The sequence below is a fragment of the Streptomyces sp. NPDC127129 genome, assembly GCF_042671585.1.
Lineage (GTDB): Bacteria > Actinomycetota > Actinomycetes > Streptomycetales > Streptomycetaceae > Streptomyces.
Genome location: NZ_JBHXTV010000015.1, coordinates 40,523 through 62,336, shown reverse-complemented (window position 1 = coordinate 62,336; position 21,814 = coordinate 40,523). Strand labels below are relative to the sequence as shown.

The window sequence follows — 21,814 nt, the reverse complement described above, 5'->3', positions numbered from 1 at the left end:
TGAGCCGGGGGGGTGGCGGGGGCGGGGGGGGGGGGGGGGGCGCCGCCGCCCCCCCGGGGGGGGGGGGCCCCCCCGCCGCGGCGTACCGCCGCTACTCCCCCGAGGCCGCCTTGCCGCCCTGCGGGGCGGCGGGGGCCTTCGGGTCCGGGGCCTCCTCGAAGGAGACCTTGCCCATGTGGCGGTTCATCGACTTCATCAGCATCCAGACGGCCACGGCCATCACCGCGAAGACGACGAAGCCGAGGACGCCGGGGGTGACCTTGTTCTTGTCCAGCTCTTCGGCGGCGAAGGGGACAAGCTGGGTCAGTGCCAGGTGTGCGCTCATGTCAGGCATTGTCGCGGATGCCCGCGAAGAGGTCGTCCTCGGGGAGGGAGGTGGGCACCAGCGACTTGCTGAGCTCGTACTCCTCCGTCGGCCAGACCTCCTTCTGGATCTCCATCGGCACCCGGAACCAGCCACCGTCCGGGTCGATCTGCGTACGGTGCGCGATCAGGGCCTTGTCGCGGATCTCGAAGAAGTCCGCGCAGGGCACGTGCGTGGTCAGCGTCCGCTCCTTGCGCTCGAACTCCTTCCAGCGCTCCAGCCACTCGCCGTACGGCGACTCCATGCCCCGGTCGAGCAGCGCCTGGTGCAGGGCCATGGTGCGCGGCTTGTTGAACCCCTGGTTGTAGTAGAGCTTCTGGGGCTGGAACGCCGGGCCGAACTCGGCCTCCGGGTACTTCTCGGTGTCCGCGGCGCCGTCGAAGGCCACCATCGTGATCTTGTGGGTCATGATGTGGTCGGGGTGCGGGTACCCGCCGTTCTCGTCGTAGGTCGTGATGACCTGCGGACGGAAGGCGCGGATCTTGCGGACCAGGGCGCCGGCGGCGGTGTCGACGTCCTCCAGGGCGAAACAGCCCTGGGGCAGCGGCGGCAGCGGGTCGCCCTCCGGCAGACCGGAGTCGACGAAGCCGAGCCACTCCTGCTCGACGCCCAGGATCTCCCGGGCCTCGTCCATCTCCTTGCGGCGCACCTCGTGGATGTTCGCCTCGATGTAGGCGTCTCCCTGGAGCTTGGGGTTGAGGATGGAGCCGCGCTCGCCGCCCGTGCACGTGACCACGAGCACGTCCACCCCCTCGGACACGTACTTGGCCATCGTCGCCGCACCCTTGCTCGACTCGTCGTCGGGGTGGGCGTGAACGGCCATCAGTCGCAGCTGCTCAGTCAAGGCTCGATCCTCTGTGATGTGGCGTGGAGGGAGGTCTCTATAGTGACGGAACCGGGGGGCGGAAAATTCCCACCCCCGCGGCGAGAGGAACGATCATGAGCGCGGTGCGAGAGCGGCTTCCCGAGGGGCGCTACGGGCGTTCCGCGGACGAGCGCGCCGACCGCACGCTCAAGATCGCCGGCGCCGTGCTCGGCGTGCTGTTCCTCGGGCTGCTGGGCTGGTTCGGCTGGTTCTACGTGGTCGACAGCAAGATCAGCGCGGAGACGATCAAGTTCGACGTGGTGAGCGACACCGAGGTGCAGGTGCACCTGGAGGTCCGCAAGGACGCCGGCGCCGAGGGTGTCTGCACCCTGCGCTCACGCGCCGAGGACGGGGCCGAGGTGGGCCGCAAGGACGTCCGCTTCGACGAGGCGAGCGAGCGGATCGACCGTGTCGTGTCCATCCGTACGACCGCGCGGGCGACCAGCGCCGAGCTCATCGGGTGTACGGCGAGTTAGCGGTGGGTAGGCACCCGGTGGCGCGCCGTCCGGGAGTCCGCGCTGACCAGGGATGACGTCATCTTGATGCTGTATGTCCTCCCCCTTTTCGCCACTAATTGTTAGGCTCGTGGTTTCGCCCACTCAGGAAGGACAATCCTTCTGGGTAGGGCGATGCTTTGTATTCCCAGTACCTACGAGGAGCACCTGTGACCCAGACCAGCGACAACGTCACCTGGCTCACCCAGGAGGCGTACAACCAGCTCAAGGCCGAGCTGGAGTACCTGTCTGGTCCCGCGCGAACCGAGATCGCCGCCAAGATCGCCGCGGCGCGCGAGGAGGGCGACCTGCGCGAGAACGGCGGGTACCACGCGGCCAAGGAGGAGCAGGGCAAGCAGGAGCTCCGGGTCCGCCAGCTGACCCAGCTCCTCGAGCACGCCAAGGTGGGCGAGGCCCCGGCCGACGAGGGCGTCGTCGCCCCCGGCATGGTCGTCACGATCGCGTTCGACGGCGACGAGGACGACACGATGACCTTCCTGCTGGCCTCGCGCGAGTACGCGAGCAGCGACATCGAGACGTACTCGCCGCAGTCCCCGCTCGGCGTGGGCGTCAACGGCAAGAAGGCGGGCGAGGACGCCGAGTACGAACTGCCGAACGGCAAGACGGCCACGGTGAAGATCCTCAGCGCCAAGCCGTACACCGGCTGAGCCGCCGGAGACGAGCACGGGCCGGACCCCTTCGGGGGTTCGGCCCTTCGCCTTTCATGGACATGTAATGATCGGGACCTGACGTCACGTCACAGGGGGATGACACACGTGCTGGGACCACTGCGCGCGGACGCGCCGGGGCAGATCGGACCGTACGAGATCCTGGCGCGGCTCGGCGCCGGCGGCATGGGCGAGGTGTTCCTGGGCCGGCTGCCCGGCGAGGGCACCTTCGTCGCGGTGAAGACCGTACGGCGGGACGTCGCGAACGAGCCCGCCTTCCGTGACCGCTTCCGGCGCGAGATCAAGGTCGCCGGCCTCGTACGGAGCGCCTGGGCGGCCGCTCCGGAGGGCGGGGACGCCGATGCGGCGGTGCCCTGGCTGGCGACCGCGTACGTCCCCGGGCCGAGCCTGTCGCAGGCCGTGCGGCGGGGCGGCGCGCTGCCGGTGGCGACCGTACGGGAGATGGGCGCCGGGATCGCCCGCGCGCTCGCCGATCTGCACGGGGCGGGGGTGCTGCACCGGGACCTCAAGCCCGGCAACGTCATGCTCTCCGTCGACGGGCCGCGCCTGATCGACTTCGGCATCGCGCGGAGCACCGGCGCCACGACGATGACGGCGACCGGGGTGATGGTCGGCACCCCCGCGTTCATGTCGCCCGAGCACGTCTCGGGTGCGCGCCACGTCACCGGCGCCTCGGACGTCTTCTGCCTGGGCTCGCTGCTCTGCTATGCGGCGACCGGCGAGGACCCCTTCGGGGACGGGCCCCTGGCGGCCGTCCTCTACCGCGTCTCCCAGGCCGAGGCGGACCTGAGCCGCGTGCCGGAGGAGCTGCGGGACGCGGTCGCCGCGTGCCTGCGCCTCGACCCGGCCGAGCGGCCCACACCGGACGGGCTCGTGGAGCTCCTGGGCGGCGAACGGCGCCCCGCGTGGCCCGAGAGCGTGCGGGAGCACATCGGGGAGTACGGGCGGGAGCTCGCGCAGCTCGTGGCGTCGGGAGGCCCGCTCCGCGCGGTCCCGGCGGCGGCGCCCGCCGCGGCCCCGGGTCTCGACCAGCTGCCGACGATGCCGCCGGTGGCGCCGACCGCACCACCGGAGCCCCCGCGACGGAAGCGCCGGGCGCTGATCGCGGCGGTGGTGGCCCTCGCGGTGGTCGCCGGCGGGGTGGGGGCGTATCTGCTGTGGCCGCAGGACGGGAAGAAGCAGCCCCCGGCGAAGGCGGCCCCGCCGGCCGCCGCCGCACCCAGGGTCGCCGGCGTCGACGACCGCGGGCTTCCCGACGCCTCCGGTGTCGTCCCGCAGAACGCGGCCCAGCGGCCGGCGGGCTGGAAGCCGTGGAAGGCGAAGCTGAGCGCGCCGGCGTTCGGCTGCTCGGCGGGCGAGTCCGTGCTGGTGTGCCGGACGACGGACGGACGGTACGAGGCGCTGGACACGGCGAGCGGGAAGGAGCTGTGGACCGCGAACCTGATCGAGGACCCCCGCGACAACACCAGCTTCATCGGTCCCACCGGCGGCTGGTTCATCGCCGGGTCGTCCGCGCGGCCGGCGGTCCACGGTTCCTCCGTGGTGATCACCTCCCGGGACAAGCTCCAGGTACGCGACGCGCGAACCGGAAAGGTCCGCTGGGAGGCCGAGGCATGGGGAGCGCAGGACGCGGAGAGCCGGCCCGTCGTGGGCGACGGAATGGTCTTCGCGACGACGCACTCCCCCATGGAGGAAGGGGCCAGGGAGATGGTCGACCTGACCGCGTTCTCGCTGGCGGACGGCAAGCGCGTGTGGACCAAGTCCCTGACCAACTCCTCCCTGAGCCGGGCGGAGTTCCGGCCCTTCGACGCCGTGGCCTTCGCGCAGGGGCGGGTGTACGCGCTCAGTGACGCCGGGCTCGTCGCGTACGACGCGAAGAACGGGACGCTGCTCGGTCAGGTCGCGGAGAAGGGGGCCGGCTGCGAGACCGTGCGTGTCCTGGGCGCGTCGGCCTACTGCACCGACGTCGAGTCCAACCCGCGGGACAGGACCACGCGGAGCGTTCTGCGGGTCATGGACGCCGTCACCCTCGCGCCCAAGGCGGACCTCCCTGCCTCGCTGGAAGGGCTGAACCCCCTGGCCATGGACTCCCGGACGGTCGTCGCCGGGGACGGCAAGGGCATCTCGGTCCATGACGCGAAGACCGGGAAGCGGCTGGCGCGGTACGTGACCAGGGCGACCCCCGCGGGGCTGAAGCAGGCCGTCTCCACCCCGCTGCTCGCCGGCTCGCAGGTCGTGTACGCCGACTTCTCCACGCTCTACACCGTGCGGCTCGGCACCGACGGCAAGCCCTCCGGGCTGGAAGCGCGCGCGGTGCCCGGGGCACCCGGGGCGCGCGCCCCGAAGGAGTACTCGAAGTCGTACGAGGGCGAGGTCTTCGCGTGGGAGATCCGCGCCCCCGACGTGCTGCCGATCGGCGGTATCGCGTACCTCGTCTACGACCAGGGCGCCGTCGCCTCCGTCGAGCTTCCCAAGTGACGTACTGAAAGGACGTGTTCGGTGCTGGAAGCACTTCCCTCCGGGCAGCCCCCACGCCTCGTCGGCCCCTACCGCCTGCTCGCCCGGCTGGGCGCGGGCGGTATGGGCGAGGTCCATCTGGCGTGCCGCGCGGACGCGCCGACGGCCGATCCGTACCGGATGGTCGCCGTGAAGACCGTCCGGGAGGACCTGGAGGTCGACGGGGACTTCCGGACCCGCTTCCGGCGCGAGATCACGGCCGCGCGGGCCGTGAACAGCCCCTACGCGGCGCTCCTCGTCGACGCCGACGCGGACGCGGCCGTGCCCTGGCTGGCCACCGAGTACGTGCCCGGGCCCTCGCTCGCGGAGGCGGTCACCCGGGCGGGCGCGCTGCCGGTCGACGCCGTACGGGCGCTGGGCGCGGCGCTCGCCCGGGCGCTGGAGTCCGTGCACGCGGCGAAGGTGCTGCACCGGGACCTGAAGCCCGCGAACGTCCTGCTCGGGGCCGCCGGGCCGAAGCTCATCGACTTCGGCATCGCGCAGGCCTTCGAGGCGACGGCGCTCACGTCGACGGGGCTCGTGGTGGGCTCGCCGGGGTTCATGTCGCCGGAGCACCTGATCGGCAGCCGGGCGGTCGTGCCCGCGTCGGACGTGTTCTGTCTGGGCGCCGTCCTCGCCTTCGCGGCGAGCGGGCGCGGGCCGTTCCACGACGAGGAGATGGCGTCGGTCGTCTTCCGGATCAGCCGGGCGGACGCCGAACTGGGCGGCGTGCCACAGGAGCTGCGGCCGGTGGTGGAGCGGTGCCTGCGGCTCGACCCGGCGGAGCGGCCGTCCGCCGCGGAGCTGGTGGAGCTGCTCGGCGCGGAGGTCCCGGCGGCCTTCCCGTGGCCGGGCGGGGTGCTGTCGCTGCTGGCGGAGTACGGGGATTCCGCGCGGCGGATCGGTGAGGCGGCGGCGTCCGGGGCGGGCGTGGCCGACCTGCCGACGCTCGCTCCCCAGGTCCCGTACTCCCCGACGGCCGCGGGGGTACGCCCGGCGGTCGCCGAGGCGCGGGAACGGCGCAGGCCGTGGGGGCGGATCACGGCGGCTGCGGTGACCGTGGCCGTCCTGGCGACCGTGGGTGTGGCGCTGCTCGACCGGACGGGCGGGCAGGGCGAGCAGGGCGGTTCGGCGGGGGCGACCCCGAGCGGCGGCACACGGTCGAGCAGCGCGTCACCCGGCACGAGCGCCGCGCCCGCCGCCCTCGACCATGTGATCCAGCCCTTCGGCGGCGAGGGTCACACCGGCGACTTCGGCAAGGACGGTTCCGACCGCTCGGCCCGCCCGGCCGGCTGGTCGCCCTGGGCCACCGGCACGGACGCGGGCGTCGGCCCGTGCTCGCTGGGCCCGGAGATCCTGGTCTGCTCGGGCGACGGCGGTGCGGCCGTGGCGTTGCGGGCGGCCGACGGGAAGAAGCTGTGGTCGAAGCCGTCGACGGGCGATCAGCTGCAGGTCGGCGCGCAGTACCCGGCGGTCGTCGGGGACGTCGCCTGGATGACCCGGCGGGACGGGCTCGTCGGGTACCGGCTGAGCGACGGCAAGGAGGTCGGGCGGCTGGCCGCGCCGGGGGGCGTGTTCGGCGTCAAGGGGACGGACCTGCACGACGGCGTCCTGTACACGACCTACGTCGACACCACGGACTTCGAGAAGCCGTCCGGGCTGGTGACGGCGGTCCCGCTGTCGGGGGCCGGCACTCCGAAGGAGCGGTGGCGGCAGCCGATCAGCGTCTTCCCCGAGTCCCCCGTGGCCTCCGGCGGGCAGGTCTACGTCCCCGGGAACGGCACCGTGCTGGCACTGGACGCCCGTACGGGCAAGCAGACGGCCCGGGCCCAGGACCTCGAAGGCTGCTACCGGATCGTCGTCGGTGCGCGACGTGTGCTGTGTCCGCAGGCGGGGCAGGACGGCGTCGAGGTCCTCGATGCCCGCACCCTGAAGCGGGAGCGGACGGTCGGACGGGGGACGCAGGTGACGGCCGTGGCGGTGAATGCCGCGGGGGTGATGGCCCTGAGCGACGGCGACACGCTCTCGACGTACGACGTGAAGTCGGGCGCAGAACGCTGGAGCCGGGACGCCGAAGGGCAGTGGGTGGCGTTCGCCGGTGACCGGGTGCTGACCGGGAGCCGGTCGAAGGTCACCTCGGTTCCGGTGACCGATCCGCCGGCCGAACCCGTGTGGAGGACGTTCAACGCGCCCGAGGGGACGGTCGGCGTGGAGGGCGGGGACGTGGCCACCGGCGCCGTCGCCGCCGGCGGGGCCGTCTTCATCGGCCTCGCCAGCGGCGTCGTCGTCTCGGGCTACGCCCCCTGACCCGGCCCGCCTCCCCTAGGCGGTCGCCGAGCGGTACTTCCGGACCGACAGCGTCCTGAACACCACGATGATCAGCACCGACCAGAGGATCGACGCCCACACCGGGTGCTGCATCGGCCAGGCGTCGGACGTCGAGACGCCCGGGTTGCCGAACAGGACGCGGCACGCCTGGACCGTCGCGCTGAAGGGGTTCCACTCGGCGATCGGCTGCAGCCAGGACGCCATCTGCGCGGAGTCCACGAACGCGATCGAGATGAACGTGACCGGGAAGAGCCAGATCAGCCCGCCGGACGTGGCGGCCTCCGGTGTGCGGACCGAGAGGCCGATCAGGGCGCCGATCCAGGAGAAGGCGTAGCCGAGGAGGAGCAGCAGGGCGAAGGCGCCCAGCGCCTTGGGGACGCCCTCGTGGATGCGCCAGCCGACCAGGAGGGCGACGATCGCGAGGACGACCACGGTGAGAGCGGTCTGCACCAGGTCGGCGAGGGTCCGGCCGGTGAGGACCGCGCCACGGGCCATCGGCAGGGACCGGAAGCGGTCGATCAGGCCCTTGTGCATGTCGTCGGCGATGCCGGCTCCCGCACCGGCGGTGGCGAAGGTGACCGTCTGGGCGAAGATGCCGGCCATCAGGAACTCACGGTAGACGGCCGGGGAGTTGGTGCCTCCGATGGTCATGGAGCCGCCGAACACGTAGCTGAAGAGCACCACGAACATGATCGGCTGGATGAGCCCGAAGATGACCATCTCGGGGATGCGGGACATCCGGATCAGGTTGCGCTTGGCGACGACGAGCGAGTCGCCGATGGACTGGGCGATGCCGCCGCGCGGCCTCGGGGCCGCGACGGCCTCGTTCACTGCGGTCACTTCGCCGTCTCCTTCCGGTCGCGGCCGCGGCCCTTCGCGTCCTGCGCCGGGCCCCCGGACTCCTCTTCCTCCCGTTCGGCCGCGTGGCCGGTCAGCGAGATGAAGACGTCGTCGAGGGTGGGGCGGCGCAGTCCGATGTCGTCGATCTCGACGCCGACGGTGTCCAGGTCGCGGATGACCTCGGCCAGCAGCTTGGCTCCGCCGGTGACCGGGACGGTGAGCTTGCGGGTGTGGTTCTCGACGGAGACCTCGCCGTGGCCGATGCCCGCCAGGCCGTAGCGGGCGAGGACGTCACGGGCCGGGGCGATCATCTCCGGCTCGTGGACGACGACCTCGACGCGCTCGCCGCCGGTCTGGGCCTTGAGCTGGTCCGAGGTGCCGCGGGCGATGACCTTGCCGTGGTCGATGACGCAGATGTCATGGGCCAGGTGGTCGGCCTCCTCCAGGTACTGCGTGGTCAGGAGGAGGGTCGTGCCGCCCGCGACGAGCTCCTGGATGACCTCCCAGAGCGCCTGCCGGTTCCGCGGGTCGAGCCCGGTCGTCGGCTCGTCCATGAACATGACGGGCGGGGAGACGACGAGCGCGGCGGCCAGGTCGAGACGGCGGCGCATGCCGCCGGAGTACGTCTTGGCGGTGCGGTCGGCAGCGTCGGCGAGGTTGAAGCGCTCCAGCAGCTCGTCCGCTCGCGCCTTCGCCCGCTTGGCGTTCAACTGGTAGAGCTGCCCGACCATCTGGAGGTTCTCGCGGCCGGTCAGGTACTCGTCGACGGCGGCGAACTGGCCGGAGAGCCCGATCGAGCGCCGGACCTCGTTGGGGTGCTTCAGTACGTCGATTCCCGCGACGAGCGCCTTTCCGCTGTCCGGCTGGAGGAGTGTCGTCAGCACGCGCACGGCGGTCGTCTTCCCCGCGCCGTTGGGGCCGAGCAGGCCCAGGACCGTGCCCTCGGGTACGTCGAGGTCCACGCCGTCCAGAGCTCGTACGTCACCGAAGGTCTTCACCAGACCCTCGGCGTAGATCGCGCCTGGCATGTGGGTTCTCCCAGGGATTTGGGCGTTTCCGCCCAAGTTTAGGTTTGGACGGCGACCGCCGCCCACCGAATATGTGACCCGGACCACACGCTAACGCGATACATCGCGACCCACAAGGGGATTACGCCATCACCACGTACCCCGCGTCCCGCAGCGCCGCCTCGACTTCCCGGCAGTGCTCGGGACCCTTCGTCTCCAGGTGCAGCTCCACCTCCGCCTCCGTCAGCCCCAGCCTCGGATCGGTGCGCACATGGCTCACGTCGAGGACGTTGGCGTCCACCACCGTCAGCACCGCGAGCAGCGTCGCCAGCGCGCCCGGCCGGTCCGTCACCCGCAGCCGCAGGCTCAGATAGCGGCCCCCCGCCGCCATGCCGTGCCGCAGGACCCGCTGCATCAGCACCGGATCGACGTTCCCGCCCGACAGGACCGCCACCACCGGCCCCTGGAACGCCTTCGGCTCGCTCAGCAGCGCGGCGACCGGGCTCGCGCCGGCCGGTTCGACGACCAGCTTCGCCCGCTCCAGACAGAGCAGCAGCGCCGAGGAGAGCGCGTCCTCGGAGACCGTACGGATCTCGTCCACGTACTCACGCACGATCGCGAACGGGACATCGCCCGGCCGCCCGACCTTGATCCCGTCCGCCATCGTCACCGGCGAGCCGATCGCCACCGGATGCCCCGCGGCCAGCGACGGCGGATAGGCGGCCGCACCCTCCGCCTGCACGCCGATCACCTTCACGTCGGGGCGTACGGACTTCACCGCGAGCCCGACACCGGCCACGAGCCCTCCCCCGCCGACGCCCACCAGGATCGTGCGGACCTCCGGGCACTGCTCCAGGATCTCCAGGCCGACGGTGCCCTGCCCCGCGATGATGTCCGGGTGGTCGAAGGGGTGGATGAAGACCGCGCCGGTCTCCGCCGCGTACTCCTCCGCCGCCGCCAGCGTCTCGTCCACGACCTGGCCGTGCAGCCGGACCTCGGCGCCGTACTCGCGGGTCGCCGCGACCTTCGGCAGCGGGGCGCCGACCGGCATGAAGACCGTGGAGTGCACCCCGAGGAGCGCGGAGGCGAGGGCCACGCCCTGCGCGTGGTTGCCCGCCGACGCGGCGACCACCCCGGCCGCGCGCTGCTCGGGACGGAGCCCCGCGATCCGTACGTACGCTCCGCGCAGCTTGAACGAACCGGTTCGTTGAAGGTTCTCGCACTTGAGGTGGACCGGGGCTCCCACCAGCGAGGACAGATGCCGGCTCCCCTCCATCGCGGTCATCCGGGCCACCCCCGACAGCATCTTCTGCGCCCCGCGCACGTCGTCGAGGATCAGTGGATGCAAGGGGTCTGGCCGACGGAAGCTCATGACAGCAAGTCTCGCAGCTCAAGGGGCTGGTGGCCGCCCGGGGAGAGGTCGTCGCAGCCGGTTTGCGCAGCGCAGGTACGGACCCACGCGGGTCCGCGTACTCTGTCCCCCACCAACCGACCACCGCACGAGAGAGCCCCCACAGCCATGCCCACATCTCAGGACATGACGACTGAGCTTGACCCCGGTCTCCTCGATGCCCTCCAGCACCAGGTGGCCGTCTTCGCGCGCCGGGCCGAACAGACCCGCCTCGGCGGCACCGGACAGCTCCGCAACTCGATGGACCGGGCGGCGTACCTGCTCCTGAACCGGCTCGACCAGGAAGGTCCGATGGGCGTCAAGGCGCTCGCGGCGGGCATGGGAATCGACTCCTCGACCGTCACCCGCCAGGTCGCCCCGCTCGTCGACACCGGCCTGGTCAAGCGCACCTCGCACCCCGAGGACGGGCGCGCGGTCGTGCTCCAGCTCTCCCCGCGCGGCCTGGCCCGCCTGGAGGAGGTCCGCGCCTCGCGCCGCGAGCTGATGGCACAGGTGACGGAAGGGTGGACGCCGGCGGAGCGCGAGTCGTTCTGCACGTTGCTCACCCGCTTCAACTCCGCGCTCTCCGCCCGGCAGTCCGGCCTGCCGCCCGCCACCGACACGGAGTCCGGCGCGACCTCTTGACCCCGGCCGTCCGCTGTCCTCATATGAGGACGTGCGAGATCGACAGGACGGCCGGTCGGGCGAGAACCGCTTCCGCGCCCGGCAGTTCGAGGCGTTCACGGCGGGGGCGGCGGGACGGCTGCTGCATGCCGCGACGCTGCTGACCGCGGAGACGCGGGACGCCAACCCGCGCGCCCAGGCGCTGTTGACCGCCTCCCTCGCCCACACCTACGCCCACTGGGACCGCCTGCGCGGCGAGGATCCGTACGACCGCACCCGCGCCGACCTCGCCACCCGCTTCGCGCGCACCGCCTGGCGGTACCACCGCGGGCGGGGCGGCCTCCTCTCCGCGCTCACGCCGCAGGAACGTCTCGTCGTGGTGCTGCGGCTGTACGAGGGGGTGGCCGAGGAGCAGACCGCGGCCCTGCTCGGACTGGCCGAGGAGCGCGTACGGGCCGTCTGCGCCCGGTCCGTGTCCGCGCTGCGGGACCGGCGCGGCGGGAGCCTCGCCTCATGAGCCGGTACGAGGACAAGGAGGACGAGGTGCGGCGGATGCTGGAATCCCGTCACCCGCAGGTCCCCGCCGAACTGGTCGCGCGGGCCGTGACGCGCGGCGCCCGGCTGCTCCACCGCGACCGGGCCGTCCGCCGGGCCCTGTGGCTGCTGCTCGTCGTGGCCGTGCTCGCGTTCGCGGTCTGGGCGACGGTGGCAGAGCCCTGGAGCGTGCCGCCCGCGGAGACGACGCCACCGCTCGAAGGCTGGTGACGACGGACTTAGCCTGGAAGAAGCGGGCGAGTCGAGGAGGACCCATGACCAGGAAAGTCGCCGACTGCCGCAACACCCCCAGCGTGATGGGATGCACCCTCACCATCAGCGGTGAGGAGGAGGAGGTCGTCAAGGCCGCCTCGGAGCACGCGGTCTCCGTGCACGGGCACGAGGACACCCCCGAGCTGCGCACGATGGTCCGGGAATCGCTGGAGGACGAGAAGGTCCCGGCCTGACGGACGGGACACGAAGACGGGAAGACGAGCCGGGCGCCCCTGACTCAGGGGCGCCCGGCAGCCTGTCGTTCCCGGAGGCGGTGGCTACCGGCCCAGCGCCTGGCGCAGGTCCGCCAGCAGGTCGTCCACGTTCTCGATGCCCACGGAGAGGCGGACCAGGTCCGCCGGGACCTCCAGGGCCGAGCCCGCGACGCTGGCGTGGGTCATCCGGCCCGGGTGCTCGATCAGCGACTCCACGCCGCCGAGGGACTCACCGAGGGTGAAGAGCTTCGCGCGGTTGCAGACCTCGACCGCCGCCTCCTCGCCGCCCTGGACCCGGAAGGAGATCATTCCGCCGAAGGCCTTCATCTGCTTGGCGGCGATCTCGTGGCCCGGGTGCTCCGGCAGGCCCGGGTAGAGGACCTGGGTGACCTTCGGGTGCTGCGTCAGCATCTCCACGATCTTGCCCGCGTTCTCGCTGTGCCGGTCCATGCGGACGGCGAGCGTCTTGATGCCGCGCAGCACGATCCACGAGTCGAAGGGGCCGGCCACCGCGCCCATGGCGTTCTGGTGGTACGCCAGCTCCTCGCCGAGCGCCTCGTCGGCCGTCACCAGGGCGCCGCCCACGACGTCCGAGTGGCCGCCCATGTACTTCGTCAGCGAGTGCACGACGACGTCCGCGCCGAGCGACAGCGGCTGCTGCAGGTAGGGCGAGGCGAAGGTGTTGTCGACGACGAGCTTCGCGCCCGCCGACCTGGCCACGGCCGCGACCGCCGCGATGTCGGTGATGCCGAGCAGCGGGTTCGACGGGGTCTCGACCCAGATCACCTTCGTACGGTCGTTGACCGCGGCGCGCACCGCGTCGACGTCGGAGGTGTCGGCCACGGAGAAGTCCACGCCCCAGCGCTGGACGACCTTGGCGAAGAGCCGGAAGGTACCGCCGTAGGCGTCGTTGGGGATCACCACGTGGTCGCCGGGGGCGAGCAGCGTCCGCAGCAGGCAGTCCTCGGCGGCCAGACCGGAGGCGAAGGCCAGTCCGCGGCGGCCGCCCTCGAGCGCCGCGAGGTTCTCCTCGAGCGCGGTGCGCGTGGGGTTGGCGCTCCGGCTGTACTCGTAACCGCCGCGCAGCCCGCCCACGCCGTCCTGCTTGTAGGTGGAGACCTGGTAGATCGGCGGGACGACCGCGCCGGTCAGCGGGTCGGCGGTGTTGCCCGCGTGGATCGCGCGGGTCTCGAAGCTCTGGTGGATGTGCTCATCGCTCATGGGTCAGGAGCGTAGTCCCGAGTGCCGGGGACCGCCGCCTCATGTCTCAGGGAGTGTCCTGGACAATGGACACATGGAGATTCTCTGGTTCCTGATGGCGCTGGCTCTGCTGATCGCGGTCGTGGCCCCGTACGTGAGGCGCCGCCGGTCCGGCGTCGGCATCCGTCAGGTCGCGCCCGGATCGCCGGACGCCGCCGACCCCGAGGCGTACGGCTTCCTGCGCCAGGAGGAGCAGGACGTACGGATGCCGGGGCCGGACCGGGACCTGCTCGACGTCCTCGACGTGGTCCAGGCGACCCAGGACTGGCGGGCGGCCTCGCAGCTCCTCGCCGGCACGGAGAAGGAGGGCGAGGTGCGCTGGCAGCGCGTCCAGGCGTTCGCGGGCGCGGCCTCGCTGGAGCTCCAGCAGAAGCCCGGGGTCGGCGGCGCCTGGCTGCGCGCCTGGCGGGCCGACTCGCCGAAGGACCCGGGCGGGGCCGCCGTGCACGCCGAGTTCCTGGTGCAGCAGGCGTGGCGTTCGTCCTCGGCCGGCAGCGACGACTTCCGGATCATCCTCGAAGAGGCGAAGAAGGTGAGCGAGGAGGCGGCGCTGCTCGCCCCCGGGGACCCCGTGCCGTACATCGCGCAGCTCGCGGTCGCGCGGGGGCTCGGTTACAGCCACGAGGAGTTCGACCAGGTCTGGGCGAAGATCATCGACCGCGCGCCGCAGCACATGGGCGCGCACCTGGCCGCGCTCCACTACTGGTGCGAGAAGTGGCACGGCTCGCGCGAGGACGCCGACCGGTTCGCGACGGCGGCCGCCGCCCGCGCCCCGCAGGGTTCGCTGCTCGCCGCGCTGCCGCTGTTCGCGGTCTACGAGCACCTGCCGGAGATCGTCCTCGTCCAGGACTTCTTCCGGACCGAGGTGGTGCGCAAGGCGATGGAGGGCGCGCTGTACGCCGTCCACTCGGCGCGCGCCGACGACCCGATGCTGGCGCACGTCCGGCACCTGCTGGTCCTCTTCCTGGTCCGCGGTGAGCGCTGGCAGGAGGCCATGCACCAACTGGTCCACGTGGACGGCCACGTGGGCGCCCTGCCGTGGACGCTGACCGGCGACCCGGCGGCGGAGTACACGGTGTACCGGAACCTGGCGGTCGCGGGCTACGAGGCCAACGGCGGAAGCCCGGCGACCCTGCCGCACTGACGCACGGGGACGTAAGGAGACGTACGGGGAAGCGCGCCGAGGAGTGGCCGGATGCCGCCGGACCCCGGGGGAATCCCTCCCGGGGTCCGAACGTTGTGCGTAACGCCCACCGTCGAGGAGATGCCGCATGTTCCTGTCACGCACCCCCGTCCTCCCCACGTCCGAGCAGGCGCTCAAGGGGCGGTCCGAGTCCGAGTTCGCGGTTCCCGAGCGCCACACCGTGCTGGGCACGCCGCTGCTCGGCCCGTACCCCGAGGGTCTTGAGGTGGCCGACTTCGCCCTGGGCTGTTTCTGGGGCGCCGAGCGCAAGTTCTGGCAGACCGAGGGCGTCTTCACGACCCTGGTCGGCTACCAGGGCGGCATCACGCCGCACCCCGTCTACGAGGAGGTCTGCTCGGGCCTCACGGGCCACACCGAGGTCGTCCGGGTCGTCTTCGACCCGGCGAAGGTCTCGTACGAGCAGCTGCTCAAGCTCTTCTGGGAGTCCCACGACCCGACCCAGGGCTTCCGGCAGGGCAACGACGTCGGCACCCAGTACCGCTCCGCCGTCTACACCCACTCCGACACCCAGGCCGCCGCCGCCGACACCTCCCGCGCGGCGTACCAGAAGGTCCTGACCGGCTCCGGCTACGGCACGATCACGACGGAGATCCTCCCGGCCGACGGCCGCGCCTTCTACCCGGCCGAGGGCTACCACCAGCAGTACCTGGACAAGAACCCGGCCGGCTACTGCGGCATCGGCGGCACGGGAGTCTCCTGCCCGATCGGCGTCGCGAAGGCCGACGGCTGAGCCCTTCGTGCGGGCCCCCGGCCCCACGCACGCGGACCGCCCGCCCGGAAATCCCCGCGACCCGGGCGGGCGGCCTCGTTACACTCGGCCGCATGGGTGCGTTCTACTTCTTTCTCTGATTCCGGCCGCGGACACGGTCCGACCCGCTGATCCGACGCCCCTGGGGCGCGGCGGTGGTGGTCCCGTTGTCCCTTCCCCGGCCCGAACGCACCCCAGCCATCAGGGAAAGATCCCATGCGCGACCGCGCCCAGTTGACCTTGAAAGACGTCTCCGTCTCCTACGGGGACCGCTCCGTCCTCGAACAGCTCACGCTCACCGTCCGCCCCGGCGAGAAGGCCGCCGTCATCGGTGAGAACGGCTCCGGCAAGTCCACCCTCCTCCGGCTGCTCTCCGGTGCGGAGGCCCCCGACGACGGTGAGGTGACCGTCCGCTTCCCCGGCGGCGTCGCGCGGCTCGCGCAGACGCTCGCCGAGACCTTCGGCCTCGGCCCCGGGCACACCGTGCGGGACGCCGCCGACGCGGCGCTCGCCGAACTCCGCGCCATGGAACGGGAGATGCGGTCGGCCGAGGAGCGGCTCGGCTCCGCGACCCCCGAGGAGCTCCTCGCGTACGGCGAGCTGGCCGCCCGGTACGAGGAGCGGGGCGGGTACGAGGCCGACGCCCGCGTCGACGCCGCGCTGCACGGGCTCGGCCTCGGCCACGTCCCGTACGAACGCCGCGTCGGCACGCTCTCCGGCGGGGAGCAGTCACGGCTCGCCCTCGCCTGCGTCCTCGCGTCGGGCGCCGAGCTGCTGCTCCTCGACGAACCGACGAACCATCTCGACCGGGCAGCCGCCGACTGGCTGGAGGAACGGCTGCGCACCCACCGCGGCACGGTCGTGGCGGTCACTCACGACCGTGGCTTCCTGGAGGGGATGGCGACCACGATCCTGGAGGTCGACCGCGACACCCGGGCGGTGACGCGGTACGGCGACGGCTGGAACGGCTACCGCGCGGCGAAGGCCGCCGCACGCCGCCGCTGGGCCCAGGAGCACGAGGAGTGGCGCGAGGAACTGGCCCGTACGGAGGAGCTGGTGGCCGCGGCCGGGCAGCGGCTCGCGGGGGCCGGGAAGGACCCGCGGCAGGGGTTCGGCAAGCACCGCCGCTCGCACGAGAACAAGCTGTCCGGGCAGGTCAGGGCCGCCCGTGTACGGCTCGAACAGCTCCGGAGGGCGCCGGTGCCGGCCCCGCCGGAGCCACTGCGGTTCACGGCCCGGCTCACGACCGCCGGCGCCCCCGCCACGGCCCCTGCGGACGGTGCGGCAGGATCGGGCGGCGGGCTCGGGCGGCACGACGGCGTGCTGGCCGAGCTCGACGACGTCGTGGTCGGCGAGCGGCTGCGGATCGAGGCGCTGCGGATCGCGCCCGGCGACCGGCTGCTCGTCTCCGGGCCCAACGGAGCCGGAAAGTCGACCCTGTTGCGGGTTCTCGCCGGGGATCTGCGGCCCGACAGCGGCACGGTCGTCCGGGCGGGCCGGGTCGGCTACCTGGCCCAGGAGCTGCCCGCCGTACCGTCCCTGAAACCGCTACTCACGGCGTACGCGGCGGGCCGCCCCGGTCCGCCCGAGGACCACGCGGAGGAGCTACTCGCCCTCGGTCTCTTCCGGGAGGAGGACCTGGCCGTTCCGGTGGCCCGGCTCTCCGTGGGGCAGCAGCGCCGGCTTGAGCTGGCCCGGCTCGTGGTCCGGCCGGCCGACCTGCTGGTCCTGGACGAGCCGACCAACCATGTCGCGCTCTCCCTGGTGGAGGAGCTGGAGGCGGCCCTCGCCGCCTTCGAGGGCGCGGTGGTCGCGGTCTCCCACGACCCACGCTTCCGCTCGGGCTTCGGCGGCACGCTGCTGGAGCTCCGCTCAGGCCGTACCGGCTGACGCGGCGCGCATCGCGGCGGCGGTCGACGCCGGGTCGTAGCCCGGCGGGACGCCGTCGATGAGCAGGATGTCGCCCGGGATGTGGCGGGTACGCAGCGGGAGGATCTCCTGGTAGGCGGCGGAGTCGTACCAGTCGCGGGCGGCCTCCATCGACGGGAAGGCGATCATGACGAGGGCGCCGGGCCACTCCCCCTCCCTCACCTCCCGTTCGGGGGCGCCGTGCACGAGGAAGTGGCCGCCGTAGGGGTCGAGCGTGGACTGGATGCGCTCGATGTAGACGAGGACCTCCTCGTGCGGGGCGGTCTGCGGGCGGAGGTTCGCGAGGGCGTATGCGGTCATGACGCAAGCGTGCCGGGACATGCCGTACGGGGTCGATTACCCCGGACGTCATGCCCCGGCACCCTGGCCGGCCGAAGGGCGCGCAGGCCCTTGAGCGCTCAAGACCTCAAGACCTCAGGCCCTCAGATCGTCGACGTGTCGATCACGAAGCGGTACCGCACGTCGCTCGCGAGCACCCGCTCGTACGCCTCGTTGATCTGGTCGGCGCGGATCAGCTCGATCTCCGCGCCCAGGCCGTGCTCCGCGCAGAAGTCGAGCATCTCCTGCGTCTCGGCGATGCCGCCGATCGCCGAGCCGGCGAGCGTCTTGCGGCCCATCATCAGCGGGAACAGGTTGAGCGAGATCGGCTCCTCGGGGGCGCCGACGTTCACCAGTGCGCCGCCCGTCCGCAGCAGCCCGAGGTAGGCGGCGAAGTCGATCGGGGCCGAGACGGTGGAGATGATCAGGTCGAAGGAGCCGGCGAGCTCGGTGAAGGTCTGCGGGTCGCTGGTGGCGTAGTAGTGGTCGGCGCCCAGCTTGAGACCGTCCTCCCGCTTCCTCAGCGACTGGCTGAGCACGGTCACCTCGGCGCCGAGCGCGTGGGCGATCTTGACGCCCATGTGACCGAGGCCGCCGAGGCCGACGATCGCGACCTTCTTGCCGGGGCCGGCGTTCCAGTGGGCGAGCGGCGAGTAGAGGGTGATGCCGGCGCAGAGCAGCGGCGCGGCCTCGTCGAGGGCGATGCCCTCGGGGATGCGCAGGGTGTAGTTCTCGTCGACGACGACGTGGGTGGAGTAGCCGCCGTACGTGGGCTCGCCGTTCTTGTCGAGGGCGTTGTACGTGCCCGTGGAGCCGCCCGTGCAGTACTGCTCCAGGCCGTCGAGGCAGTTCGCGCACTCCCGGCAGGAGTCGACGAAGCAGCCGACGCCGACGCGGTCGCCGACCTTGTACCGGGTCACGCCGGGGCCGACCTCGGCGACGACGCCGGCGATCTCGTGGCCGGGCACCATCGGGTAGATGCCCTCGCCCCAGCCGTCACGGGCCTGGTGGATGTCGGAGTGGCAGATACCGGCGTACTTGATCTCGATGAGGACGTCGTGCTCGCCGACCGGGCGGCGCGGCACGGTGGTGCGCTCCAGCGGGGCGTGGGCGGCGGGGGCGGCGTAGGCGGGGACGAGGGTGACGTTCGTGGTCATGGCGTCCAGCCTGCCGGAGCTGCCGCCTCCCACCCAGACCCCTGCTCTGCCTACGTCCAGCGTGCCTACCACTGGCAGGGTCAGGAACACCTGTCCGTCCGGTCGTACGACCTGGGATAATCGGGACGCATGGATGGCCGCATGGACCTCAGTGCCGAACTCAGTGAATTCCTGCGCTCGCGCCGGGCCCGGCTGAAGCCGGAGGACGTGGGCCTGCCGGAGTTCGGGCGCCACCGTCGCGTACCGGGGCTGCGCCGGGAGGAACTCGCGCAGCTGGCGGGTGTCTCCGTCGCCTACTACACCCGGCTCGAACAGGGCAACGGGCGCAACGTGTCCATGGAGGTCCTGGACTCGATCGCGCGGGCGCTGCGGCTGAACGACTCCGAGCGGGCGCATCTGACGCATCTGGCCAAGCCGACGGCGAAGAAGAAGCAGCACCGCGCGGCGATCGTCCGGCCCCAGCATGTGCGGCCCGGTCTGCAGCATCTGCTGGACTCGATGGAGTCCGTCCCGGCCCTCCTCGTCGGCCGCCGCCTCGACATCCTCGCCTGGAACCGGATGGCGCGGGCGCTGCTCGGCGACTTCGTCGCGATGGAGCCGGAGGAGCGCAACATGGCCCGGCTGGTCTTCCTCGGGTCCAACGCGCGTGATCTGTACCTGGACTGGGAGTGCAAGGCGACCGAGGTGGTGAGCGTGCTGCGGCTGTACGCGGGCTGCTACCCGGACGATCCCGCGCTGCTCGCGCTGGTCGGCGAACTGTCCGTGAAGAGCGAGGAGTTCCGCTCGCTGTGGGCCGCGCACACGGTCGCTGACAAGGGACACGGCAGCAAGAAGATGCGGCACCCGCTGGTGGGCGAGATGACGTTGCAGTACGAGTCGCTGAAGGTCTCGGGGACGGACCCGGACCTGGTGCTCGTGACGTACCAGGCGGAGCCGGGGACGGCCTCGGCGGACGCGCTGCGGCTGCTGGCGCAGTGGGGCGTGGAGGAGGTCGTCCACTAGGGGCCCCGCACAGGAGCGGCGCCCCGCACGGCCCGCATGACAGCGGCGGCCCCCTCCGTACTCGGAGGGGGCCGCCGCTGTCGTCGGTACCGGAGCGGATCAGACCGCCGAGCCGGCCTTCCACGCCGACCAGCTCATGTTCCAGCCGTTGAGGCCGTTGTCGGGAGCGATCGTCTTGTCCTTGGAGTTCTTGACGACCACGACGTCACCGACGATCGAGTGGTCGTAGAGCCAGGCGGCCTGCTGCTTCGGGTCGCCCGCGCCCTTGACGTCGTTCAGGCCCACGCAGCCGTGGCTGGTGTTGGCCGAGCCGAAGATCGAGTCCGGGCCCCAGTAGTTGCCGTGGATGAACGTGCCCGAGGTGGACAGGCGCATGGCGTGCGGGACGTCCTTGATGTCGTACTCGCCCTTGCCGTCGTCGTCCGTGAAGCCGACGGTGGCGCCGTTCATCCGGGTCTCCTTGAACTTCTCGGAGATCACCATCTGACCGTTGTAGGTCGGGTTCTCCGGGGAGCCGGCGGAGACCGGGATGGTCTTGACCGTCTTGCCGTCCTGCGTGACCGTCATGGTCTTGGTGGCGACGTCGACGGTGGAGACCTGGTTGCGGCCGATCTTGAAGGTGACGGTCTTCTGCTGGACGCCGTAGACACCCTGGGCGCCCTCGACGCCGTCGAGGTCCAGCTTCAGCGTGACGGTCGAGCCCTCGGTCCAGTAGTTCTCGGGGCGGAAGTCCAGGCGCTGGGAGTTGAACCAGTGCCCGACGACCTCCTGGCCGCTGCTGGACGACACCTTGACGCCGCTCTGGACGGCGGCCTTGTCGGTGATGGCCTTGTTGAAGTTGATCGAGACCGGCATGCCGACGCCGACGGTGGAGCCGTCCTCGGGCGTGAAGTTGCCGATGAAGCTGTTGGCCTGGGAGACGGTGGTGAAGGAGGAGTTCTCGTGCGCCTCCAGACCGTCCGCGTCCTTGGCGGTCGCGGCGATCTTGTAGAGGGTGGCGCGCTCGAGCTGCTCGGTGGGCTGCCAGCTCGTCTTGTCGGCCGACATCTCACCCTTGACGGTCTTGCCGTCCTGGGTGGTCATCGTGACCTCGGTCAGCGTGCCCTCGGTGACGGTGACCTTGGCGTCCTTGTTGATCGACGCGTTGTCGGCGCCGTTCTTGGGCGCGATGGATATCTGGGCCTTCGACGTCTTCTGGGCCGCGGCCTCGTCGACCTGAGCCTGTGACTGCGGCGACTTGGAGCTGTCGGCCGCGCCGCCCTTGTCCCCGTCGCTGCACGCCGAGAGCACCAATACGCCACCGAGCACCGCGGCAGCCGCCGCCAGGCCCTTGCGGCGCTTGCTGTCCGTCATCACTCGCTTCTCCATCGTCGCCGAATCCCTGCCAACACTTGCCTGAACATCCATGACACCCCGCCCGGTTCCGGAAGCGGGGGCTTTGTGGGGAACACCACTGATCAACACGCGCAAACGGTCCGTCCGGTTCCGCACACTGCCCGCGCACACGAACCCCGCACGCGAGCCCCGCAGGCAGCCCCGCATACGAGTCCCGCACACGGAGCCCCGCCCGGACCCGCGTGGGGACGCGTACCCGGGATGCGCGCGCGGACTCCCCATGGGAAAGCCCCGGGGTGTGCGACGTCTCACAACGTCTCCCCGGGGCTCCGAGCAGGGCGTCCCGCGCTGCTAGGCCGATACGTCGTCGTCTTCCTCGTCCCCGTCTTCCTCGTCCCCGTCTTCCTCGTCGAGGTCCCACTCCTGGGAATCGGGGTCGTAGTCGATCTCCTCGCTGGTCCAGGAGGCCTGGACCAGGTCGATGCCGGGGACGTCCCTGACGAGGTCGAAGGGCTCGATGAGGTACGCCAGCGCCTCGGCGCTGTCCTCCTGGACGGCGGAGCGGGCGTGCACCCGCTCGTCCTCGGGCATGAACTCGTCGGTCTCGATCCGGCCGACGGCCGCGCCCGTCAGCTTCTCGGCCTCGGCGATCTCCAGGACGACTTCCACTCGAAGCCGTACATAGCGCGATGTCTCGGAAGTGCTCATACGTCGGAGAGTAGGCCGCCCGGGCTCCCGACTT

Annotated in this window: 22 protein-coding genes; 12 read left to right on the top strand and 10 right to left on the bottom strand. The window is 71.8% G+C overall.

Annotated features, from left to right (window positions below):
• Positions 1-91: 91 nt before the first annotated feature.
• Positions 92-334 (bottom strand): hypothetical protein, encoded by a 243-nt coding sequence (locus ACFVGW_RS26900; RefSeq protein WP_385853744.1) that lies wholly within the window; start codon positions 332-334, stop codon positions 92-94.
• Complete coding sequence (gene mca, locus ACFVGW_RS26895; RefSeq protein ID WP_383171257.1) at positions 327-1,208, bottom strand: mycothiol conjugate amidase Mca; 882 nt, start codon at positions 1,206-1,208, stop codon at positions 327-329. The genes ACFVGW_RS26900 and mca overlap by 8 nt, the downstream gene beginning before the upstream one ends.
• A 95-nt stretch (positions 1,209-1,303) precedes the next feature.
• Here mca and ACFVGW_RS26890 point away from each other — a divergent pair, with 95 nt between their 5' ends.
• The 4 genes from ACFVGW_RS26890 (at position 1,304) to ACFVGW_RS26875 (ending at position 7,215) form a co-directional block, all read left to right on the top strand.
• Positions 1,304-1,705 (top strand): DUF4307 domain-containing protein, encoded by a 402-nt coding sequence (locus ACFVGW_RS26890; RefSeq protein WP_383297088.1) that lies wholly within the window; start codon positions 1,304-1,306, stop codon positions 1,703-1,705.
• 188 nt (positions 1,706-1,893) lie between these two features.
• The gene (gene greA, locus ACFVGW_RS26885) at positions 1,894-2,391 is read left to right on the top strand and encodes a transcription elongation factor GreA (RefSeq protein ID WP_352190118.1); all 498 of its coding nucleotides are present in this window, start codon (positions 1,894-1,896) and stop codon (positions 2,389-2,391) included.
• A gap of 99 nt (positions 2,392-2,490) precedes the next feature.
• On the top strand, positions 2,491-4,890 hold the full coding sequence (locus ACFVGW_RS26880; protein WP_385853743.1) for a PQQ-binding-like beta-propeller repeat protein: 2,400 nt from the start codon (positions 2,491-2,493) through the stop codon (positions 4,888-4,890).
• 21 nt (positions 4,891-4,911) lie between these two features.
• Positions 4,912-7,215 carry a protein kinase gene (locus tag ACFVGW_RS26875; RefSeq protein WP_385853742.1) on the top strand — a complete coding sequence of 768 codons (2,304 nt, stop codon included), beginning with the start codon at positions 4,912-4,914 and terminating at the stop codon, positions 7,213-7,215.
• 15 nt (positions 7,216-7,230) lie between these two features.
• Here the strand turns inward: ACFVGW_RS26875 and ACFVGW_RS26870 are convergent, their stop codons facing one another.
• The 3 genes from ACFVGW_RS26870 to ilvA form a co-directional block, all read right to left on the bottom strand.
• The gene (locus ACFVGW_RS26870) at positions 7,231-8,076 is read right to left on the bottom strand and encodes an ABC transporter permease (protein ID WP_352190121.1); all 846 of its coding nucleotides are present in this window, start codon (positions 8,074-8,076) and stop codon (positions 7,231-7,233) included.
• On the bottom strand, positions 8,073-9,104 hold the full coding sequence (locus tag ACFVGW_RS26865; protein WP_383573292.1) for an ATP-binding cassette domain-containing protein: 1,032 nt from the start codon (positions 9,102-9,104) through the stop codon (positions 8,073-8,075). The genes ACFVGW_RS26870 and ACFVGW_RS26865 overlap by 4 nt, the downstream gene beginning before the upstream one ends.
• 121 nt (positions 9,105-9,225) lie before the next feature.
• The gene (gene ilvA / locus ACFVGW_RS26860; RefSeq protein WP_383228849.1) at positions 9,226-10,455 is read right to left on the bottom strand and encodes a threonine ammonia-lyase; all 1,230 of its coding nucleotides are present in this window, start codon (positions 10,453-10,455) and stop codon (positions 9,226-9,228) included.
• A gap of 147 nt (positions 10,456-10,602) precedes the next feature.
• Between ilvA and ACFVGW_RS26855 the strand changes: the two genes are divergently transcribed.
• The 4 genes from ACFVGW_RS26855 to ACFVGW_RS26840 are packed head-to-tail and all read left to right on the top strand — an operon-like array spanning position 10,603 to position 12,098.
• Positions 10,603-11,118: a MarR family transcriptional regulator gene (locus tag ACFVGW_RS26855; RefSeq protein ID WP_352190124.1), complete on the top strand. Its 516-nt coding sequence runs from the start codon at positions 10,603-10,605 to the stop codon at positions 11,116-11,118.
• A gap of 31 nt (positions 11,119-11,149) precedes the next feature.
• Positions 11,150-11,614, top strand: coding sequence for a sigma factor-like helix-turn-helix DNA-binding protein (locus ACFVGW_RS26850; RefSeq protein ID WP_352190125.1), 465 nt, complete (start codon positions 11,150-11,152; stop codon positions 11,612-11,614).
• On the top strand, positions 11,611-11,862 hold the full coding sequence (locus ACFVGW_RS26845) for a hypothetical protein (protein ID WP_383228847.1): 252 nt from the start codon (positions 11,611-11,613) through the stop codon (positions 11,860-11,862). Before ACFVGW_RS26850 ends, ACFVGW_RS26845 begins: the two co-directional genes overlap by 4 nt.
• A 44-nt stretch (positions 11,863-11,906) precedes the next feature.
• A complete protein-coding gene (locus ACFVGW_RS26840; RefSeq protein ID WP_352190127.1) occupies positions 11,907-12,098 on the top strand; it encodes a DUF1059 domain-containing protein in 192 nt (63 codons plus the stop codon).
• 84 nt (positions 12,099-12,182) lie between these two features.
• Here the strand turns inward: ACFVGW_RS26840 and ACFVGW_RS26835 are convergent, their stop codons facing one another.
• The gene (locus ACFVGW_RS26835; protein WP_383228846.1) at positions 12,183-13,340 is read right to left on the bottom strand and encodes a cystathionine gamma-synthase; all 1,158 of its coding nucleotides are present in this window, start codon (positions 13,338-13,340) and stop codon (positions 12,183-12,185) included.
• A 73-nt stretch (positions 13,341-13,413) separates the two neighbouring features.
• Here ACFVGW_RS26835 and ACFVGW_RS26830 point away from each other — a divergent pair, with 73 nt between their 5' ends.
• From ACFVGW_RS26830 to abc-f, 3 genes are all read left to right on the top strand, one after another.
• A complete protein-coding gene (locus tag ACFVGW_RS26830; RefSeq protein WP_383228845.1) occupies positions 13,414-14,523 on the top strand; it encodes a hypothetical protein in 1,110 nt (369 codons plus the stop codon).
• 127 nt (positions 14,524-14,650) lie between these two features.
• Positions 14,651-15,313, top strand: a complete 663-nt coding sequence (gene msrA, locus ACFVGW_RS26825) for a peptide-methionine (S)-S-oxide reductase MsrA (protein ID WP_383228844.1) — start codon at positions 14,651-14,653, stop codon at positions 15,311-15,313.
• Between the two features lie 234 nt (positions 15,314-15,547).
• Positions 15,548-17,221, top strand: a complete 1,674-nt coding sequence (abc-f, locus tag ACFVGW_RS26820) for a ribosomal protection-like ABC-F family protein (RefSeq protein WP_385853741.1) — start codon at positions 15,548-15,550, stop codon at positions 17,219-17,221.
• On the opposite strand, the gene ACFVGW_RS26815 is transcribed toward abc-f, so the two are convergent.
• Positions 17,204-17,560, bottom strand: coding sequence for a DUF1330 domain-containing protein (locus ACFVGW_RS26815; RefSeq protein ID WP_385853740.1), 357 nt, complete (start codon positions 17,558-17,560; stop codon positions 17,204-17,206). The two genes, abc-f and ACFVGW_RS26815, sit on opposite strands and share 18 nt — an antisense overlap.
• 122 nt (positions 17,561-17,682) lie before the next feature.
• Positions 17,683-18,735, bottom strand: a complete 1,053-nt coding sequence (locus ACFVGW_RS26810; RefSeq protein WP_385853739.1) for an NAD(P)-dependent alcohol dehydrogenase — start codon at positions 18,733-18,735, stop codon at positions 17,683-17,685.
• Positions 18,736-18,876: 141 nt separating this feature from the next.
• Between ACFVGW_RS26810 and ACFVGW_RS26805 the strand changes: the two genes are divergently transcribed.
• Positions 18,877-19,737 carry a helix-turn-helix domain-containing protein gene (locus tag ACFVGW_RS26805; protein ID WP_385853738.1) on the top strand — a complete coding sequence of 287 codons (861 nt, stop codon included), beginning with the start codon at positions 18,877-18,879 and terminating at the stop codon, positions 19,735-19,737.
• A 99-nt stretch (positions 19,738-19,836) separates the two neighbouring features.
• Here the strand turns inward: ACFVGW_RS26805 and ACFVGW_RS26800 are convergent, their stop codons facing one another.
• Complete coding sequence (locus tag ACFVGW_RS26800) at positions 19,837-21,105, bottom strand: Ig-like domain-containing protein (protein ID WP_385853737.1); 1,269 nt, start codon at positions 21,103-21,105, stop codon at positions 19,837-19,839.
• A gap of 318 nt (positions 21,106-21,423) precedes the next feature.
• Positions 21,424-21,780 (bottom strand): hypothetical protein, encoded by a 357-nt coding sequence (locus ACFVGW_RS26795; protein WP_385853736.1) that lies wholly within the window; start codon positions 21,778-21,780, stop codon positions 21,424-21,426.
• Positions 21,781-21,814: the final 34 nt, after the last annotated feature.